General features: G+C 72.7%; 15 protein-coding genes. 5 read left to right on the top strand and 10 right to left on the bottom strand.

What is annotated here, in order from left to right; genetic code table 11:
* Nucleotides 1–37: 37 nt before the first annotated feature.
* From ACGFI8_RS21520 to ACGFI8_RS21500, 5 genes are all read right to left on the bottom strand, one after another.
* The gene (locus ACGFI8_RS21520) at nucleotides 38–1,588 is read right to left on the bottom strand and encodes a tannase/feruloyl esterase family alpha/beta hydrolase (RefSeq protein ID WP_392807277.1); all 1,551 of its coding nucleotides are present in this window, start codon (nucleotides 1,586–1,588) and stop codon (nucleotides 38–40) included.
* 169 nt (nucleotides 1,589–1,757) lie between these two features.
* The gene (locus ACGFI8_RS21515; protein WP_392807275.1) at nucleotides 1,758–2,387 is read right to left on the bottom strand and encodes a methylated-DNA--[protein]-cysteine S-methyltransferase; all 630 of its coding nucleotides are present in this window, start codon (nucleotides 2,385–2,387) and stop codon (nucleotides 1,758–1,760) included.
* Complete coding sequence (locus ACGFI8_RS21510; RefSeq protein WP_392807274.1) at nucleotides 2,384–2,881, bottom strand: RNA polymerase sigma factor; 498 nt, start codon at nucleotides 2,879–2,881, stop codon at nucleotides 2,384–2,386. The genes ACGFI8_RS21515 and ACGFI8_RS21510 overlap by 4 nt, the downstream gene beginning before the upstream one ends.
* 50 nt (nucleotides 2,882–2,931) lie before the next feature.
* Nucleotides 2,932–3,453 carry a methylated-DNA--[protein]-cysteine S-methyltransferase gene (locus ACGFI8_RS21505; protein WP_392807272.1) on the bottom strand — a complete coding sequence of 174 codons (522 nt, stop codon included), beginning with the start codon at nucleotides 3,451–3,453 and terminating at the stop codon, nucleotides 2,932–2,934.
* Between the two features lie 83 nt (nucleotides 3,454–3,536).
* Nucleotides 3,537–4,268 carry an NAD-dependent epimerase/dehydratase family protein gene (locus ACGFI8_RS21500; RefSeq protein WP_392807270.1) on the bottom strand — a complete coding sequence of 244 codons (732 nt, stop codon included), beginning with the start codon at nucleotides 4,266–4,268 and terminating at the stop codon, nucleotides 3,537–3,539.
* Nucleotides 4,269–4,436: 168 nt separating this feature from the next.
* Between ACGFI8_RS21500 and ACGFI8_RS21495 the strand changes: the two genes are divergently transcribed.
* From ACGFI8_RS21495 to ACGFI8_RS21475, 5 genes are all read left to right on the top strand, one after another.
* Nucleotides 4,437–5,633 (top strand): RNA-guided endonuclease InsQ/TnpB family protein, encoded by a 1,197-nt coding sequence (locus tag ACGFI8_RS21495; RefSeq protein WP_392807269.1) that lies wholly within the window; start codon nucleotides 4,437–4,439, stop codon nucleotides 5,631–5,633.
* Between the two features lie 89 nt (nucleotides 5,634–5,722).
* Nucleotides 5,723–6,109, top strand: a complete 387-nt coding sequence (locus ACGFI8_RS21490) for a PPOX class F420-dependent oxidoreductase (RefSeq protein ID WP_392807267.1) — start codon at nucleotides 5,723–5,725, stop codon at nucleotides 6,107–6,109.
* A gap of 116 nt (nucleotides 6,110–6,225) precedes the next feature.
* Nucleotides 6,226–7,281, top strand: coding sequence for a carboxymuconolactone decarboxylase family protein (locus ACGFI8_RS21485; protein ID WP_392807266.1), 1,056 nt, complete (start codon nucleotides 6,226–6,228; stop codon nucleotides 7,279–7,281).
* A 56-nt stretch (nucleotides 7,282–7,337) separates the two neighbouring features.
* Nucleotides 7,338–7,985, top strand: coding sequence for a hypothetical protein (locus ACGFI8_RS21480; RefSeq protein ID WP_392807265.1), 648 nt, complete (start codon nucleotides 7,338–7,340; stop codon nucleotides 7,983–7,985).
* Nucleotides 7,986–8,366: 381 nt separating this feature from the next.
* Entirely contained in the window at nucleotides 8,367–9,197 is an 831-nt protein-coding gene (locus tag ACGFI8_RS21475) for an SAM-dependent methyltransferase (RefSeq protein ID WP_392807263.1), read from the top strand.
* A 112-nt stretch (nucleotides 9,198–9,309) separates the two neighbouring features.
* Here the strand turns inward: ACGFI8_RS21475 and ACGFI8_RS21470 are convergent, their stop codons facing one another.
* From ACGFI8_RS21470 to ACGFI8_RS21450, 5 genes are all read right to left on the bottom strand, one after another.
* On the bottom strand, nucleotides 9,310–12,678 hold the full coding sequence (locus ACGFI8_RS21470; RefSeq protein WP_392807261.1) for a DNA polymerase III subunit alpha: 3,369 nt from the start codon (nucleotides 12,676–12,678) through the stop codon (nucleotides 9,310–9,312).
* Between the two features lie 87 nt (nucleotides 12,679–12,765).
* Nucleotides 12,766–13,998 carry an ABC transporter permease gene (locus tag ACGFI8_RS21465; RefSeq protein ID WP_392807260.1) on the bottom strand — a complete coding sequence of 411 codons (1,233 nt, stop codon included), beginning with the start codon at nucleotides 13,996–13,998 and terminating at the stop codon, nucleotides 12,766–12,768.
* Complete coding sequence (locus ACGFI8_RS21460) at nucleotides 13,991–14,716, bottom strand: ABC transporter ATP-binding protein (RefSeq protein ID WP_392807368.1); 726 nt, start codon at nucleotides 14,714–14,716, stop codon at nucleotides 13,991–13,993. Before ACGFI8_RS21460 ends, ACGFI8_RS21465 begins: the two co-directional genes overlap by 8 nt.
* Before the next feature lie 2 nt (nucleotides 14,717–14,718).
* Complete coding sequence (locus ACGFI8_RS21455; RefSeq protein WP_392807258.1) at nucleotides 14,719–15,753, bottom strand: peptidoglycan-binding protein; 1,035 nt, start codon at nucleotides 15,751–15,753, stop codon at nucleotides 14,719–14,721.
* Nucleotides 15,750–16,271, bottom strand: a complete 522-nt coding sequence (locus ACGFI8_RS21450; RefSeq protein WP_392807256.1) for a hypothetical protein — start codon at nucleotides 16,269–16,271, stop codon at nucleotides 15,750–15,752. The genes ACGFI8_RS21455 and ACGFI8_RS21450 overlap by 4 nt, the downstream gene beginning before the upstream one ends.
* Between the last annotated feature and the right edge of the window lie 62 nt (nucleotides 16,272–16,333).

The raw sequence follows: 16,333 nt of genomic DNA, 5'->3' as shown, positions 1-16,333 counted from the left end.
TGGTGTCCGCTCGCTGCCCCAGGGCAGGACACAGCCGTCAGCACACCTGCGGGTAGCGGCACAGGTCGGTCGTGGTGGTGTTGCGGCCCATCGCGCCCGTTGTCGCCGCGGGCAGCCTGTCCGGCGCGTGGCCGTGCTCGACCCAGTCGACGAGGGCGGCGAGCGGGTCGATCGGGACGGGTCCGGGCCCGCCCCCGCAGTGGCCCACGCCCGGGGCGAGGAAGACGCGGTAGAACCGGTCGGTGGCGTCCGCGCCGCCCATGAACGCCTCGACCCGCCGGCGGTAGTCGATCGTGCCCTGCGGGAAGACGACCCGGTCGGCCAGGCCCTGCCAGGTGATCAGTTTGCCGCCGGCGGCGCGGAACGCGGACAGGTCGGGGTCGTCGGTGCCCATGACGGCGTGGTAGCGGGCTCGGGATCGCTGGAACAGCCGCTCGAACCCGACGTGGCCGATCGTGGACGTGTCGAAGCCGGGCCGCTGTTCGAGGAAGTACTTGATCCAGTTGTCCGCGACGGGGAACGGCGCGCCGTGCCGGGGCCCGAAGGGCGACTTCGTGGTGGCGGCCAGCGGGGTGAAGGGCGTGCCGCGCAGCAGGCCGTACCAGAGCTGCCTTCCGGACGTGCTCCGGGGACCGTCCCAGATCTTGCGGACGATGTCGGCGTCCGCCTGGCCGATCCGCACCCGCCTGCCGTGGCAGACGATCGTCCGGCCGACCAGCGTGCCCGGGTCGAAGGCGCACCGCTCGGGCCGGCCGATGATGCCGTCGGTGACGCCGTCCTCGGCGTCGCAGGCGGAGATCGCGGCGCGGTTGAAGGCGTCGAATGCACACGCGGTGGGGTAGACGCCCGCGTCGTGCATCACGACCTGCGGCCAGAACTGGGCGACGGTGAGCCGGTCCCAGTTGATGGCGGGCGCCGCCGCGACGATGCCGTCGAAGTCGGAAGGGTAGCGCTGGGCCTCCATCAGGCCCTGCCGGCCGCCGGTCGAGCAACCGTTCCAGTACGAGTACGCCGCGGGCCGGCCGTAGAAACCGGCCGTCACCTGCTTGCCGACGATGCTCATCTCGTGCACCGAGCGATACGCGAAGTTCGTCAGCAGCCCCTCGTTCACCGTCCCGTCGGGGTCAAGGGCCCAGTCCGGTCGCCCCGAGCTGGCGGTGCGGTCACCGGCGTCGGTCGATGCCGCCGCGTAGCCGCCGCGTATCGCCGGGATGAGCGTGCGTTCGGATCCGCCGGCGGAGAACCCACCACCCCCGACCGCCTGGAAGCGCCCGTTCCATCTCGTGCGCGGCAGCCACAGTCGCACCCGCACCCGGTCGCCGGCACCCGGATGGGTGAGCACGACGGTGACGTCGCAGAAGGCCGGAACGCCCGTGACCAGGTGCCCCCCATCGCTGAGGAAGGCGACCCCGCCCGGGTGCCCGGCCACGGCCACGGTCAGGATGCGCGCACCGGGAACCTGTGGCCGGGCCACGGCCGGGCACCCACGTGCGCCGTCGAGCCCGGCCGGCGCGGGCGCCTCGGTGGCCGGCAGCACCAGAGCGGCCAGCATCGGCAGCGCCTTGAGGCGAGCTGACAGGCGTCTCATCGCTATCCCCCGAGCCGGGTGCCGAGACCGACGAGCACGCGAACGACCCGGCACTCACTGCAGCTATCCGCCTCGGGCTACCCAGCACCGTGCCGCCGATGTCACAGACGGCCGGGTTTGCGGCCCGCGGACGCCGCCTGCCCGGTCTTCGTCGTCGTGCCGGTCGTGGTCATGCCGCCTTCTCCAGCGTGAGCAGGGTGGTCTTCGCGTCGAGGCCGCCGACGTAGCCGCCCAGGCTCCCATCGGTGCGCAGCACCCGGTGGCAGGGCACCACCACCGGCAGCGGGTTGGTCGCGCACGCCGTGCCGACCGCGCGGACCGCCTTCGGGTTGCCGACCTGCTCGGCGACCTGCTTGTAGGTCAGGGTGCGTCCGTAGCCGATGCGGGGCAGGTAGTGCTGCACCGTCTGCCGGAACCCGGCCGACAGGGCGTAGTCCAGCGGCACGTCGAAGGCGTGCCGGGTGCCGGCGAAGTACTCCTCCAGCTCCAGCGCGACCACATCCAGCCGCTTCGGGGCGACCAGGATGCGCGGGCTGATCCTCGCCGCGAGCGTGTCGAGGACCGCGTCGAACCCCTCCCGTTCGTAGGCGACGCGCACAAGGCCGCGCTCGGTCGCCGCCAGCAGCAGCGCGCCGACCGGCGTGTCGACGGTACGGTAGGCCACATCCAGCAGCCCGTTGTCGGCCGCCGCCTGCGCCAGGCGGGCATGCAGAGCCGCCAGATCAGCTTCGGGCACGGACAGCAGGGCGGTCACGTCGGGCTCCCCGGCCTCGCCAACGCCGTTGATCATGGTGTTCATCGGGGTGCTCCTTCCCGTGTCTCGCCCGCGTGATACGTCTTCCGTAATGTCTTGATCCCATCCGCCGCCGCCCGGCGCACCGCCTCCGGGGTCCCGCCGATCAGCTCGGCCGTCTCGGCGTGCGGTAGCCCGCCCAGGTAGTGATACGCCACCGCCAGGCGCTGCCGTTGCGGCAACGACGCGACGGCGCCCCACAGCTCCGCGGACTCCGCGTCCGGGACACCCTCGGTCGAGGCCTGCTCCGGCAGGTCGTCGGTGGGGATCGCGTGCCGGGCGCGGGCCCGGGTCACGTCGATCGCCTTGCGGTGCGCGACCCGGACCAGCCACGCCTCCACGTTCGTGTCCTCGTCCAGCCCGGGCCAGGCGCGCAGGGCGGCCAGGAACGTCTCCGACCAGGCGTCGTCCGCGTCGGTACCCGGGCCGAGCACAGCACGGCACACCCGCAACACGGTCGCGCCGTGCCGCTGCACCGCCTGCTCGAAGCGCTGTCTCATGTTCATCACCCCGTAGACGCGCTCGCGTCCCGGAACGTGAGGCCGGCGATTCAGAACAGGCGTGCTGCCCGTGCCTCCTCCGGCTCCTCCACCTCCAGCAACGCCCGCTTCCGTGTCAAGCCACCCGCGAACCCGGTCAACGATCCGTCCGCACCCACCACACGGTGGCACGGGATGACGATGCTGACCGGGTTGTGACCGACCGACTGCCCGACGCGTTGCGCGAGTTGCTTGCCTCCGAGCCGCTCGGCAAGGGCGCCGTAGGTGGTGGTCTGCCCGTACGGAATCTGCCGCAGCAAAGCCCAGACCCGCTCCGAGAACTCGTCCCCGTGCGTCGAAACCGGCACGTCGAAGCCCCGCCGCGAACCGGCGAGATACTCGCGCACCTGCCGCGCCGCCTCAGCGATCACCGGGTCGGCGTTCGCCTCGACACGCTCGCCGATCTCGGACTCCTTCGGCGGATACCAGTGCTTCGGGAAGTACAGACCCGCAAGCGCCGCACCGTCCGCGACGAACAGCAGCTCGCCGAGCGTCGTCCCGACGAAGGCATGCCTTCGAGTTCCGGCAGTCATGATCCCTCCTCATCTGCAGTTCTACCGTGAAGACGCCGGAGGCCGGTCGGACGTGAGAGACGGTCCTCCTGGTCATGGCGCCGTCAGCTGCGGTGGGCGATGCCCCAGCGCGGGCGGTCGGCCGGCGGCGGTGTCAGGTCGTCGGGCAGGTCCGGGAAGGACGCCGAGTCGTCCTGCGGGGCGTAGCCGGGCAGCGAGTAGCCGTACACCTGGGGCGTGTTGTTCGAGACCCCGTGGTACACCCCGTACGGCACGTCCGCGGTGAGGGCCGCGGCGAACAGGCGGTTGAGGTCGGCCGGGCTCAGCCAGCCGCCGCGCCAGCTCAGGCCGAGCGGGCGGTCGCGGACGCCGCCCAGGCGCAGGCACAGCACGCGCAGGCCCCAGACGTCGGTGTAGCAGCGGGCCAGCTGCTCGCCGAGGACCTTGCTGGCGCCGTACGCGCAGCAGGCGTGCGGCGGAAGGTCCTCGCCGACGAAGGTCCGGCCGGCGTCCACGTGGCCGGCGACCGCGTGCAGCGACGAGGCGAGGATCACCCGTGGTACACCCACGGCCACCGCGGCGTCGAGCACGTTCGCGGTGACGTCGCCGTTCGGCGTGCGCAGCCCGGCCCAGGGGGTGACCGGGTCGGCCTGGGCGGCCAGGTGAACGATCGCGTCGGCGCCCTCGGCGACCGAGCGGGCGAACGCCGGGTCGGCCAGGTCCCCGACGACCAGGTCGGGCCACGACGGGTGGGCGACGACGTCGGTGCGCCGGACGGGGCCTTCGAGGCGCAGGAGCGAGGCGACGCCGCCGGAAGCCCCGGTGAGCAGGATCATCGGATTCCTTCCGTGGAGACCCCGGCCTTCAGGCGGGGGAGGAAACGGACCCCCTGCGGAGCAGGACGGGGAAAGCTGATTCGCCGCCATGGCGGATCGGGGTCTGCCCGCGTGTCACCGCAAGGTTCACAAAATAGATCGGCCAAGATGTGAGGTGTGTGCAGGACGGTGAAGCGGGCGTTCAAGTACCGCTGCTACCCGACCGACGTGCAGGCCGCTGAGCTGGTGCGGACGTTCGGGTGTGTCCGGAAGGTCTACAACCTGGCATTGGCCGCCCGCACCGAGGCGTGGACGTTGCGGCGGGAACGGGTCAACTACAACGCGACCTCGGCGATGCTGACCGCGTGGAAGCAGACCGAGGAGCTGGCGTTCCTCAACGAGGTCACGTCGGTGCCGTTGCAGCAGGCGTTGCGGCATCTGCAGGCGGGGTTCGTGAACTTCTTCGCCGGCCGTGCCCGCTACCCGAGCTTCAAGTCGAAGAAGAAGTCCCGGCGGTCGGCGGAGTACACCACCAGCGCGTTCCGGTTCCGTGGCGGCAGGCTCACGTTGGCGAAGATGGCCGAGCCGCTGGACATCGTGTGGTCCCGGCCGCTGCCGGAGGGGGCTTCGCCGTCGACGGTGACCGTGTCGCAGGACGCGGCCGGGCGCTGGTTCGTGTCCCTGCTCTGCGAAGATCTGATCCCCGACGCCCCGGCGGTGGACACCGCTGTCGGGGTCGACGCCGGGCTGGACAGCCTGCTCACCCTGTCCACCGGGGAGAAGATCCCCAACCTGCGGCACGAGCGCGCCGACCGGGCGCGGCTGGCCCGCGCCCAGCGGAACCTGGCCCGCAAGGAGAAGGACTCCAGCAACCGGGCGAAGGCCCGGGTCAAGGTCGCCCGCGTCCATGCCCGGATCGCCGACCGGCGCCGCGACCACCTGCACAAGCTGAGCACTCGGCTCGTTCGTGACAACCAAACGATCGTGATCGAGGACCTGACCGTCCGCAACATGGTCAAGAATCGCACGCTGGCCCGTGCCATCTCGGACGCGGCGTGGCGGCAGTTCCGGACCATGCTGGAGTACAAGGCCACCTGGTACGGCCGCGAGGTGATCGCGGTCGACCGCTGGTACCCGTCCTCCAAACTCTGCTCGGCCTGCGGCGCGCTGGCCGAGCACATGCCGCTCACCGTGCGGACGTGGACGTGCCGGTGCGGCACCACCCACGACCGGGACGTGAACGCGGCACGCAACCTTCTGGCCGCCGGGCTGGCGGTGACGGCCTGTGGAGCTGGTGTAAGACCTCAACGGGAGTCCTCCCGGACGCGGCGGTCGGCGGTGAAGCAGGAAACCCCTGGGGTGACCCAGGCAATCCCCTCCCTTTAGGGAGGGGAGGATGTCAAGCGCCGAGCCTAACGCCGGGCACGACCTGGTCGTGATGCTGCGCCCGCGGGAGCCGGAGTAGCGTTCCGGTCGTGGATCTTCCAGAGGAACTGCTGCGCCTGCTCGAAGGCGCGAGCCTGTGCTACCTGACCACCCTGATGCCGGACGGCTCGCCGCAGATCACCCAGACCTGGGTCGACACCGACGGCCGGCATGTGCTCGTCAACACCGTGCGCGGCCACCAGAAGGTGCGCAACCTCGAGCGCGACCCGCGTGTCGCCCTCGCCGTCGGCGACCCGGCCGAGCCGCGCCGGTACTTCCAGGTCCGCGGCCGCGTGGTGGCGATGACCGAGGAGGGCGCCGCCGAGCACGTCGACACGCTCTCGCACCGCTACCTCGGCGGGCCCTACCCGTGGTTCGGCGGGCGGGACCAGGTGCGGCTGCTGCTGACGATCGAGCCGGAGCGGATCACCGGCTGACCCCGCCTCGTGTACGGACTACGACCGGGGAGGTACGCCCGAGTGCCTCCCACGGCATGACGACTTCCGGCCCTCCGCGGCGAACCATGGACGGCAGTCAACGAAGGGAGCCGCCCATGTCATCGCCGTACCGGTTCGTCGTCCCGGTGCCGAGGCGCGCCGCCACCGGCTCGGTCGCCGAGGTGTACGCCCGGTCGGCCCGCGAGCTGGGCGCCCTGTTCGCGCCGCACCTGTCGGTCGTGCCGGAGCTGCACGCCGCGCTCTGGGCGGTGCTGCGCGAGTCGCTGCTGGTCGGCGCCGCCCCGCGACACCGCAAGGAGGCGGTCGCGGCCGCCGTGGCGGTGGCGAACCGCTGCCCGTTCTGCATCGACGCGCACACCGCGATGCTGCACGCCACGGGCGAGCACCGCCTGGCCTCGGCGGTCCTCCGCGGCGACACGCCCGAAGACCCCGCGGACGCCGCGCTCGTGGCCTGGGCGATGTCCACCCGCCGCCCGTCCCCGCGGCCGTGGCCGTTCCCGCCCGAGCTGGCCCCCGAATACGTCGGTACCGCCCTGGCCAACCACTGCATCAACCGCTTGGTCGACGCGCTGCGCCCCGGCTCCCCGCTCCCGGGTGGCGCCCTGCGCGACCCGTCCCGGCGGGCTGCCGGCCTGGCCCTGTCCCGCACGGTCCGCCGCACCCTGCCCTTGGGCGAAAGCCTCTCCCTGCTGACCCCCGCCGCGGGTGGCGCTACTTCGGCCGCTGGTGAGCCCGCTTGGGCGGCCGGGGCGCCGGTCGGCACGGCCTGGGTGGCGTTCTCGCGGGCGTCGAAGGCGGGCGGTGCGCTCCTCGGCGACGCGGCTCGCGACGCCCTGTTGTCCGCCGTCGACGCGTGGGACGGCGAGCACCCGGAGCTCGGCAACGGCTGGCTCGACCGCGCCGTCACCGGGGTGCCGGAGGACCAGCTGCCCGCGGCGCGGCTGGCGGTGCTCGCGGCGATCGCGCCGTATCGGCTGACCGACAGCGCCGTCGCGGCCTGGCGCAGCTCGGTCGGCCCGGACGGCGCGGGCCGCTCCGACGCCGACCTGGTGCGGCTGCTCGCCTACGGGGCATTCACCGCCGTAGACCGCCTGGCCGCCGCCGTGAGCCACGCCGACGGCGGCCGGCCGGCTTCGCTCTCCACCGGCTGACACCCGGCCCGCGGGTCGGTGCGCGGCGGGGGAGGGGCGTGCGGTACAAGGTCGGTATGGTTTCGGCCCCGAACGCCGCCGTGCACGGTGCGGCCCTCGTCGACCGCGTCATTCAATCCGTCCGGGCCGACCCCGGCCGTCCCGTGCTCGACTACAACCGGTGGGCCGGGCCGTGGGTCGACGGCGAGCCCGTGCCGCTGGACGGCGTCGCGGCGTTCCCCAGCGGGCGGCCGCTGCCGGCGAGCCTGCGGCGCTGGCTGGCGTTCGACACCACCATGCTGCGCCGGCACGGGTGGTTCGACGAGGCCGGGCGGCTCGCGCCGCGGTCGTTGGCGAGCATTGCGATCGAGGCGTACGGGGAGGCGCTCGGCTCGGTGTACGACACGCCGGCGCTGGCCGACCGGTTCGGCGAGTGCTTCCTGCTGCCGGGCGGCAGCGACTCCCGCCGCGTGCTGGCCACCGGCACGCCCGACGCCGAGGGCGAGTATCCGGTCTTCGCCCTCGACGTCGACGACCTGCCGTGCATCGAGTTGATGTACCCGGGCTTCGACGTGTACCTCGCCGACACCGCGGACGTGCTCGGCGTCGAGCGCGGCCCGGGTTACTCGTCCCTGGCCGCCGACCGCACCTACGGCCCACGCATGCGCGAGCACGCCCGCCACGTCTTCGCCGGCGGCTACTCCGAGGATTTCACCGACTGGTGAGCCGACCGCCGGGGGCACAGTGAATGGTCAATGCTCGTCGTAGTGATCGTCGTGGGTGGCGTGCAGATGCCCCCCATGCACGGCCGACCCGGGGCCGATCGCCAACCACGGCATCGACGAGGTCGCGGCCCACTACGCCGGCATCGCCGGCACGTTCGACCGGCCGCCGATCCTGATCGGCCACTCCTTCGGCGGCATGATCGCCGGCGGAAGGTCGGCGTCGCGCCTTGGGTGCGCCGCGCGAGCGAGGCGATCCGCACGGCTCGCTCCGCTGGCGGCGGGTATGCGCGGAGTGACGGGCACCCGCTACGCTGACATCCCAGTCAGGCACGCCGACGCGCGGGCCCGGACAAGGACAACTGACGGATTTGGGGGTCGCCCGTGGTCGAGCAGGGACCAGGTCAGGACGCGCTGCACGGCGCGCTCGACACGTCCGTTCCGCAGCCGGCGCGCCGGTACAACTACTGGCTCGGCGGCAAGGACAACTTCGCCGTCGACCGCGCATCCGGCGACGAAATCGCGAAGGTGTTCCCGACGGTCCGCACCATGGCCGTGGAAAACCGGCGGTTCCTGCAGCGGGCGACCGGATTCCTGGCCCGCGAGGCGGGCATCCGGCAGTTCCTGGACATCGGCACCGGCCTGCCCACCGCCGACAACACCCATGAGGTCGCTCAGGCCATCGCGCCCGAGTCCCGGGTCGTCTATGTCGACAACGATCCGATGGTCATGGTCCACGCCCGCGCCCTGCTCACCAGCAGCGCGCAGGGGAGGACCGCCTATCTCGAAGCCGACCTCCGCGAGCCTGACAAGATCCTCGCCCACCCGGAACTGCGTGACACGCTCGACCTGTCGCAGCCGGTTGGGCTCATGCTCATCGCGGTCATGCACTTCATTCACGGCCACGGCGCGGTCGCACCGATCGTCCGGCAGTTGCTCGACGCGCTGCCCTCCGGCAGCTACCTCGTCGCCAGCAACGCCACCAAGGACTTCTCACCCCCGCACATCGCAGCCGCCTACGACGCGATGATCGCCAGCGGCCGCACCGACGCATGGCCGCGTGACCGCGCCGAGTTCGCCGAGCTGTTCGACGGACTCGACCTCATCGAGCCGGGCATCGGCGCAGTCAGCGAATGGCGCGCCGAGGCGGAGCCGGAGCCCCGTCCCACCCCCGCCGACGTCGCGGTATACGGGGCGGTCGGCCGGAAGCCGTAGAACGACCCGGACATGGCGCGGATACGCATGCCGCGCGTGCCCCCCGTGGAAATGGCCGGAAAGGGTTACTTTCCGGCCATTGTGGTTGAGGGCGCTGAGCCGCTGGGACGGATCATCTCGCGGGCTGCAGGCGGGTGCTGGCGGCCAGGGCCGGCCGCAGGTCGGTGGACAACCGCAGGCCGGGGCGGTCGGGGGCGGGTGCGGCGGCGAGCAGTTGGCGGACGGCGTCGGGGCCGAGGGCCCGGCAGGCGGCGTGGACGGCGGCCAGGTCCCACGCGTGTGTGCCGACCACGGTGAGGCTGCGCGGCCCGCGTCGCTGAAGGATGCCGCGGACCACCAGCAGCCAGGAGTGGAAGAGGGCGTGGGCGCAGGTGGGGTGGGTGTCGTCGAAGAAGGCGAGGTCGACGAGGCCGGTTTCGTCGTCGAGGGTGGTGAAGATGACGCGGCGCCCGGAGCGGATCGGCGGGGTCTGTATGGCGGCTTTCGCGCCGGCGACCAGGACGGCCGCGCCGTCGGCCTGGTCGGTGAGGCGGTTGGCGGGCAGGGCACGCAGTTCGTCCAGCAATGGGCGGTACTCGGTCATGAGGTGGCGGGATGTGTCCATGCGCAGGAGGCCGAGCTCGGCATGGAGTTTCTCACGGTCGGTCAGGTCGGGCAGCGAGCCGGCGGTGTGGGGGCGGGCGTCGGTGCCGGGGACGGTGAGCTGGGCGGCGTGGACTCGCGGGCGGTGGTGGAGCTGCGCGATGTGCTGGAGGGTGTCGCGGCGGGTGAGTCCCGGGGCGAGCGGGTCCAGGGCCCCGAGTTGGGCGAGGTGCTCGGTAGTCGGCCGGCTGGGGCGGGCGCGCTGCCACAGGTCGGTCAGTGAGGTGTAGGGCTGGCCGGCGGTGATCCGGGCGATTTCGGCGGCGTGGATGCCGTAGAGGTCCGAGAGGGCGAGTCTCAGGCCGTATCCCTGGTCGGGGTGGTGGGGGTCGAGGGGTTCGACGCGATAGTCGGCGCCGGAGCGGTTGACGTCCAGGGGCAGGATGGTGATGCCGTGGCGCCGGGCGTCGGCCAGCAGCACCCGTTTGGGGTACATGCCGGGGTCGTGGGTGAGGATGCCGGCGTAGAACGCGGCGGGGTGGTGGGCTTTGAGCCAGGCGGACTGGTAGGTGGGAACGGCGAAGGCGACGGCGTGGGCCTTGCAGAAGCCGTAGGCGCCGAACGCCTCAAGGATCCGCCAGGTCTGCTGGATGACCGCGGGCCGGTAGCCGCGGGTGCGGGCCTGGGTGGTGAACCACTGGCGCACCTGTTCCTGGCGGGCGGTGTCGGCGAGGGCGCGGCGGGCTTCGTCGGCGGTGGCCCGGTCGCAGCCGGTGAGCTGGGCGATGATCCGGACGACCTGTTCGTGCCAGACGACGACGCCGTAGGTCTCCTTCAGGACGGGCACGAGGTCCGGGTGGGGGTAGTGAGGGCGGCGTAGGCCGTGGCGGCCGGCGATGAAGGGGCGGACCATGTCGGCGGCGACCGGGCCGGGCCGGAACAGGGAGATGTCGACCACGAGGTCGTGGATGGTGGTGGGCTGGAGGCGGCCGATGAGGTCGCGCTGTCCGGGGCTTTCGAGCTGGAAGCAGCCCAGGGTACGGGCGGAGCGGATCAGTTCGAGGGCGGCGGGGTCTTCGGGCGCAACCTGGCTGAGGTCGTCGAGGTCGACGAGGCGGCCGGTGGTGCGGTTGATCTCGGCGACGGCGTGGGCCATGGCGGACTGCATCCGCACGCCCAGGACGTCGAGTTTGAGCAGGCCGAGGTCCTCGACGTCGTCCTTGTCGAACTGTGACATCGCCAGGTGTTCGCCGCTGCTGGGCACCACCGGCGTGCGGTCCATGAGTGTGCGGTCGGACAGCAGTACCCCGCAGGGGTGCATGGCGATCGAACGAGGCAGTGCGTCCAGGGCCTCGACGAGGTCCCACAGCCTGGTGCAGCCGGCGTAGCGGGCGGCGACGGTGCGCAGTTCGGGCAGTTCGGCGAGGGCGGTACGCGCGTCCTTGGCGCGGATGTGGGGGAACGCCTTCGCCAGGAGGTCGGTCTCGGCCGGGTCGAGGCCGAGCGCCGTGGCGGTGTCGCGGATGGCGTGGCGGATGCGGTAGGTCTCAGGCATGGAGACGGTGGCGACCCGTTCGGGGCCGAAGCGGTCGAAGATGGCGCGGTAGACCTCCAGACGGCGGGCGGACTCCACGTCGATGTCGATGTCGGGCAGGGTGGTGCGACGCGGGGAGAGAAAGCGCTCCATGAGCAGGTCGTGCTGGACGGGGTTGGCGGTGGCGATGCCGAGGAGGTGGACGACCAGGGATCCGGCGGCGGAGCCGCGGGCGGCGACCCGGATGCCCAGGCGCCGGGTGTCTTCCACGATCTGGGCGACGGTCAGGAAGTAGGCGGGGCAGCCGAGGTGCTCGATGACGGCGAGCTCCTCCTCCAGGCGCCGCAGCATGGCCGGGTCGTGGTCGTAGCCGCGCTCGGCCATGGCCGCCTGGCAGCGGGTCGCCAGCAGGCGGGCCGCGGTGGCCGGGCTCGCGCCGACCAGCTCCGGTTCGGGGAAGTGGACCTGGCCGAGGCCCAGGTCGCCTTCGGGCTCCACGCGCAGTTGTTCGGCGCAGCGGGCGGTGGCGGCCAGCAGGCGTGCGGCGTCCTGGCCGGCGGCGCGGGCGACGTGCTCGGCGATGGCGGCCATGGCGGAGGGTGGTTTGAGCCAGCGCTCGCCGCGGTCGGTGTGCTGCGGGTCGATGCGGGTCAGGCGGCGGGCGGAGTCCAGGACGTCGGCGACGGGCGCCTGGTCGGGATCGGCGTAGCGGACGGCACCGGCCAGTACCGCCTCGATGCCCGCTTCGGCGGCCAGGTTGAGGGTGCGGGCGGCCAGCGGCAGTGAGCCGGGCCCGGTGCCCCGCGGGTCGTAGTAGGCCGCTTCGAGGCGCAGGCGGGGGCCGAAGATCTCACGCCAGCGTGCCAGCAGGGCCACCGCCCGGTCGGGATGGCCGGCGTGGAGGGCCTGGATGGGTTCGGAGTCGGGGCCGAGGAGTGCGGTCAGGCCGGTGGCGTGGCGCTCAAGGTCGGCCCAGGCGAGCAGGGGCGGGGTTTCGGGATGGGCGTGGGCGGCGCTGATCAGGTGGCACAGCGCGGCCCAGGCGCTGCGGTTTTCGGCGAGCAGGACCACGCGGGGTGCGCTGTCGGCGGCGAGCGCCCGCTCGCGTGCCGTGTGCCGGGTGACGGGCCGGTGGTGTGGCGCGGCGCAACGGGCGTGGGCGAGATCGGCGCCGAACAGCGGGCGCACCCCGGCGGCGGCGCAGGCCTTGGCGAAGCGGATGCTGCCGGCCAGGGTGTCCCGGTCGGTCAGCGCCAGCGCGCTGATGCCACGCTCGGCGGCGCGCTCCGCCAGCCGCCCGGGGAGCGCGGCGCCATAGCGCAGCGAGTACCCCGAGACGACATGCAGGTGCGCGAAAGCGGACACCGCCTCCTCCTCGCGAAGGCTCTGCTACCAGCCTCTCTCAGCGCGGTTTTCCGTTCCCGGTCGACGGCGGCGTACGCCGGCGCGCGGTCACGGTACGGCGAGCGCTTCGGTCGGGGCGAGGCGGGCCGCGCGGATGGCTGGGTAGAGGCCGGCGACGCCGCCGATGACGAGGGTGGCACCGACGGCGGTGGCCTGGGCCCAGCCGGGCACGGTGATCGGCCAGCCCTGGGTCAGTGCGTAGCCGGTGGTGACCGCGACGCCGAGGAGCACGCCGCCGGCCCCGCCGAGGGCAGACAACAGCAGCGCCTCGGTGAGGAACTGGATGCGGATCTGGCCTTTGGTCGCGCCGAGCGCGCGGCGCCAGCCGATTTCCCCGCGGCGTTCGAGCACCGAGATGATCATGGTGTTGGCGACGCCGACGCCGCCGACGAGCAGGGCTACAGCGCCGAGGCCGAGGAGCAACGCGGTGAACGTCTGGTCGGTGGCCTCTTTGACCCGCAGGGCGTCGGAGGGCCGCTCGACGCGGACCTCGTTGGGATGCTCGGGGTTCACCGTGCGGCCCAGCTTCGCGCGCACGTCGTCGACGGCGTGCGGCGCGATCCGGGTGTACATGGTGCTCATGTACCCGTCGAAGCCGAGTTGGTCGCGGGCGACGGGCCAGCCGACGAAGGCGGCGCTGTCGAGCTCTGCCGCCAGCGGTACCGGGGCCAGAATTCCGACGACCGTGAACCATTGCCCGCCGAGCCAGACTCGCACGTCCGGGCCGGCGACATGGATGCCCAGGTATCGGGCGGCGGTGGCGCCGAGGACGACCGCGGTGGTGCGCTCGGTCGCGGTGTTGAGCCAGGCGCCGTCGGCGACTGTCGCGCCGACGGCGGCGCACAGGTCGGTCCGGGCGGCGAGGACCAGGATGCCGTTGGTGTTGCTCGCCGGCACACGGTCGGTGCGGTAGACGGTGGCGTTCACCTTGCCGGTGGCGGAGACATGCTCGACGTCGGGGATGCGGGCGATCATGCCGATCGCCTCGGCCGGCAGTCGCGCCTCGTCGCCGCGCAGGTTGACGCCGGGGGTCACGGTCAGCAGGTTCGTGCCGTAGCGCTCGAGGCGGTGTGCCAGGTCGAGCCGGCTGGAGGCGGTGATGCCGACGACGGCGACCATGGCGGCGATGCCGATGGCGATGCCGAGCGCGGACAACGCCGCGCGGACGGGGCGGGTGCGCAGACCGATCGCGCCGACGCGGGCCACGTCGAGCGGCCGCAGCCGGGCCGGCCGTGGCTCGCCGTCGCGCCGGCGCCGTCGCGGGGGCCGGTGGTCACTCATGCTGGCCTCCGTGCGGCCCACCGGCGGCGGGCATGGTCTCGGACGGGATGTCGGTGCTGTTGGTGTCGGCGATGATGCGGCCGTCGCGCATGACGACCTGGCGCGGCAGTCCGGCCGCCAGCTCGCGGTCGTGGGTGATGACCAGGACCGTGGTTCCGGCCGCGTGCAGGTCTCTGAGCAGCTGCAGGACGCCGGCGCCGGCGGCGCTGTCGAGGTTGCCGGTCGGCTCGTCGGCGAGCAGCAGCGGCGGCGAGCCGACGACCGCGCGGGCGATCGCGACGCGTTGCCGCTCCCCGCCGGACAGTTCGTGCGGGCGGTGTGTCAGGCGGTGCTCGAGCCCGACTCGTTCGAGGGCGGCACGGGCGCGCTCCCGGCGCTGCCGCAGTGGCACGCCGAGGTAGAGCAGCCCGTCGGCGACGTTGTCCAGCGCCGACACACCGGCGGCGAGGTGGAACTGCTGGAACACGAACCCGATGGTGCGGGCGCGAAGTCCCGCGAGCCGGCGGTCGGCGAGTCTGGAGACGTCGTGGCCGGCGACCCGGACGTGGCCGCTGGTGGGACGGTCGAGGGTCCCGGCGAGGTGCAGCATCGTGGATTTGCCGGAGCCGGACGGGCCGACGATCGCGACGAGCTCGCCCGGGCTGACGTCCAGCGAGACGCCGTCGAGGGCCACGACGCCGCCCGGGTACTGCTTACGGACGTCCATCAGGGACAGGATGGTCATTGCCCGGCCACCCCGACCTGAGTGCCCTCGCCGAGGCCGGGCGCGCTGACCTCGACCCGGCCCTGCGCGAACATGCCGACCGTGACCGGCACGATCCGCCGGCCGCCGCCGCTGAACACCTCCACGCCGTAGCCGTCACCGACGGCCAGCAGCGCGACGATCGGCACGGTCAGCACGTCCTTCTTCTCGGCCCGCACCACCACGACGTCAACGGAGTCGCCGTCGTTCCCGCCGAGCGCGGACTGGTCCGCCACGCTGACCGTGAGCACGGTCTTGGTCTGCCCGCCGTCCTGCACCGTCTCCGCGGCGGCCATGGTGCCGTCGATGGTCTTCCCGCCGGCCGGCTGGACCTGAACCTTGGTGCCGACCTTGGCCAGGGCCGCCTTCTTATCGTCGAGCTCGACGGTGACGCTACGGTCGGTGCCGGTCACGGTCAGCACCGGCGTGCCGGGAGCGGCCTGTTCGCCGACGCGCTGCTTCTGCTCCGCGACCCGGACCGGCGCGGCGAGGTAGGTGACCCGGCCAAGCTCCACGAAACCGGTCTCGGCGAGGCCGAGCTTCTTCTGCCACTGCTTGACGGCGACCGCTGTCGAGCCGTCGAAGACGGAGTCGACGGTGAAGCCGCGGTAGCCCAGCGCCCGCAGGTTCTCCTTGAACTGCTTCACATCGGGACCCTTAACACCCACGGCGAGCTCCCGGTACGAGGGGATCTCGCCGAGCAGCACCACGACCGGCTGGTCGTCGACGCGGTACGCGACGTCGCCGCGGCGCAGTAGGGTGCCCGGCGCGGCGACCTTGGTCAGGGTGCCGGTGAGCCGGCCGGCAAAGGGCTCCGCGGTACCGTAGCCGACCTTGCCCGTGAGGTGGACCGCGTCGACGAGCGTGGTGCGGGTCACCGCTGCGGTCTTCGGTGGCGGCGCGGCCGGCGAAGCGTCCCTGGCGCCGCGGCCGCCGTAGCCGAGGGTGGCCAGCACGGCCACCGCGACGGTGACCGCCCCGGCGACGACGCCGATGACGATGCGCCGGCTCATTTCGCCGGCGCCGGGCTGTTGACGGCGTCGCACTCGCGGGCGGCGTCCTCCATGCGCTGCATCGCCGCCTCGTCGCCGACGGGGATGCCAGGCACGTCCAGTGCGCCCGCGGGGTTGGGATCCGGGTAGTCGAGGCCGTGGGCGCGCATGCACTGGGCGTACCGCACCCCTTGTTCGAGTTCGGCGGCGGTGAGCTTGCGCGGCTCCCCGCCGTTGGGCAGGAACTCGCGGCACGCCTGGAACGCCGCGCCGTCGGCGTTGGGTAGTTCCACCGCACCCGAACCGTTGATGGTGCCTGGGGTGCCAAGGTCGCCGGTGACCATGTGTCCGTCGCGGGGGTCGGGCATGTCCACGCCGTGGTCGCGCATGCACTGCGCGAACTTCAGCGCCTGCTCCTGGTCGCTCCCGGCCGGCGCCACCGGGCCGGCGTTCGGCTTGCCGGCGGAGCACGCAACGGTGCCGGACAGGAGGATGGCTGCCAGTGCCAGTGCCGGCGCCACGATCTTGAACTTCGTCATGCCGCCATCGTTCGGGTCCGGCCGTGGTACCACCGTGTCGCGTGACGACACACGGATACCAC

Source organism: Dactylosporangium sp. NPDC048998, from assembly GCF_043197855.1.
Taxonomy (GTDB): Bacteria; Actinomycetota; Actinomycetes; order Mycobacteriales; family Micromonosporaceae; genus Dactylosporangium.
The sequence above is the reverse complement of the archived record's forward strand: the minus strand, read 5'-3'. Positions and strand labels throughout refer to the sequence as shown.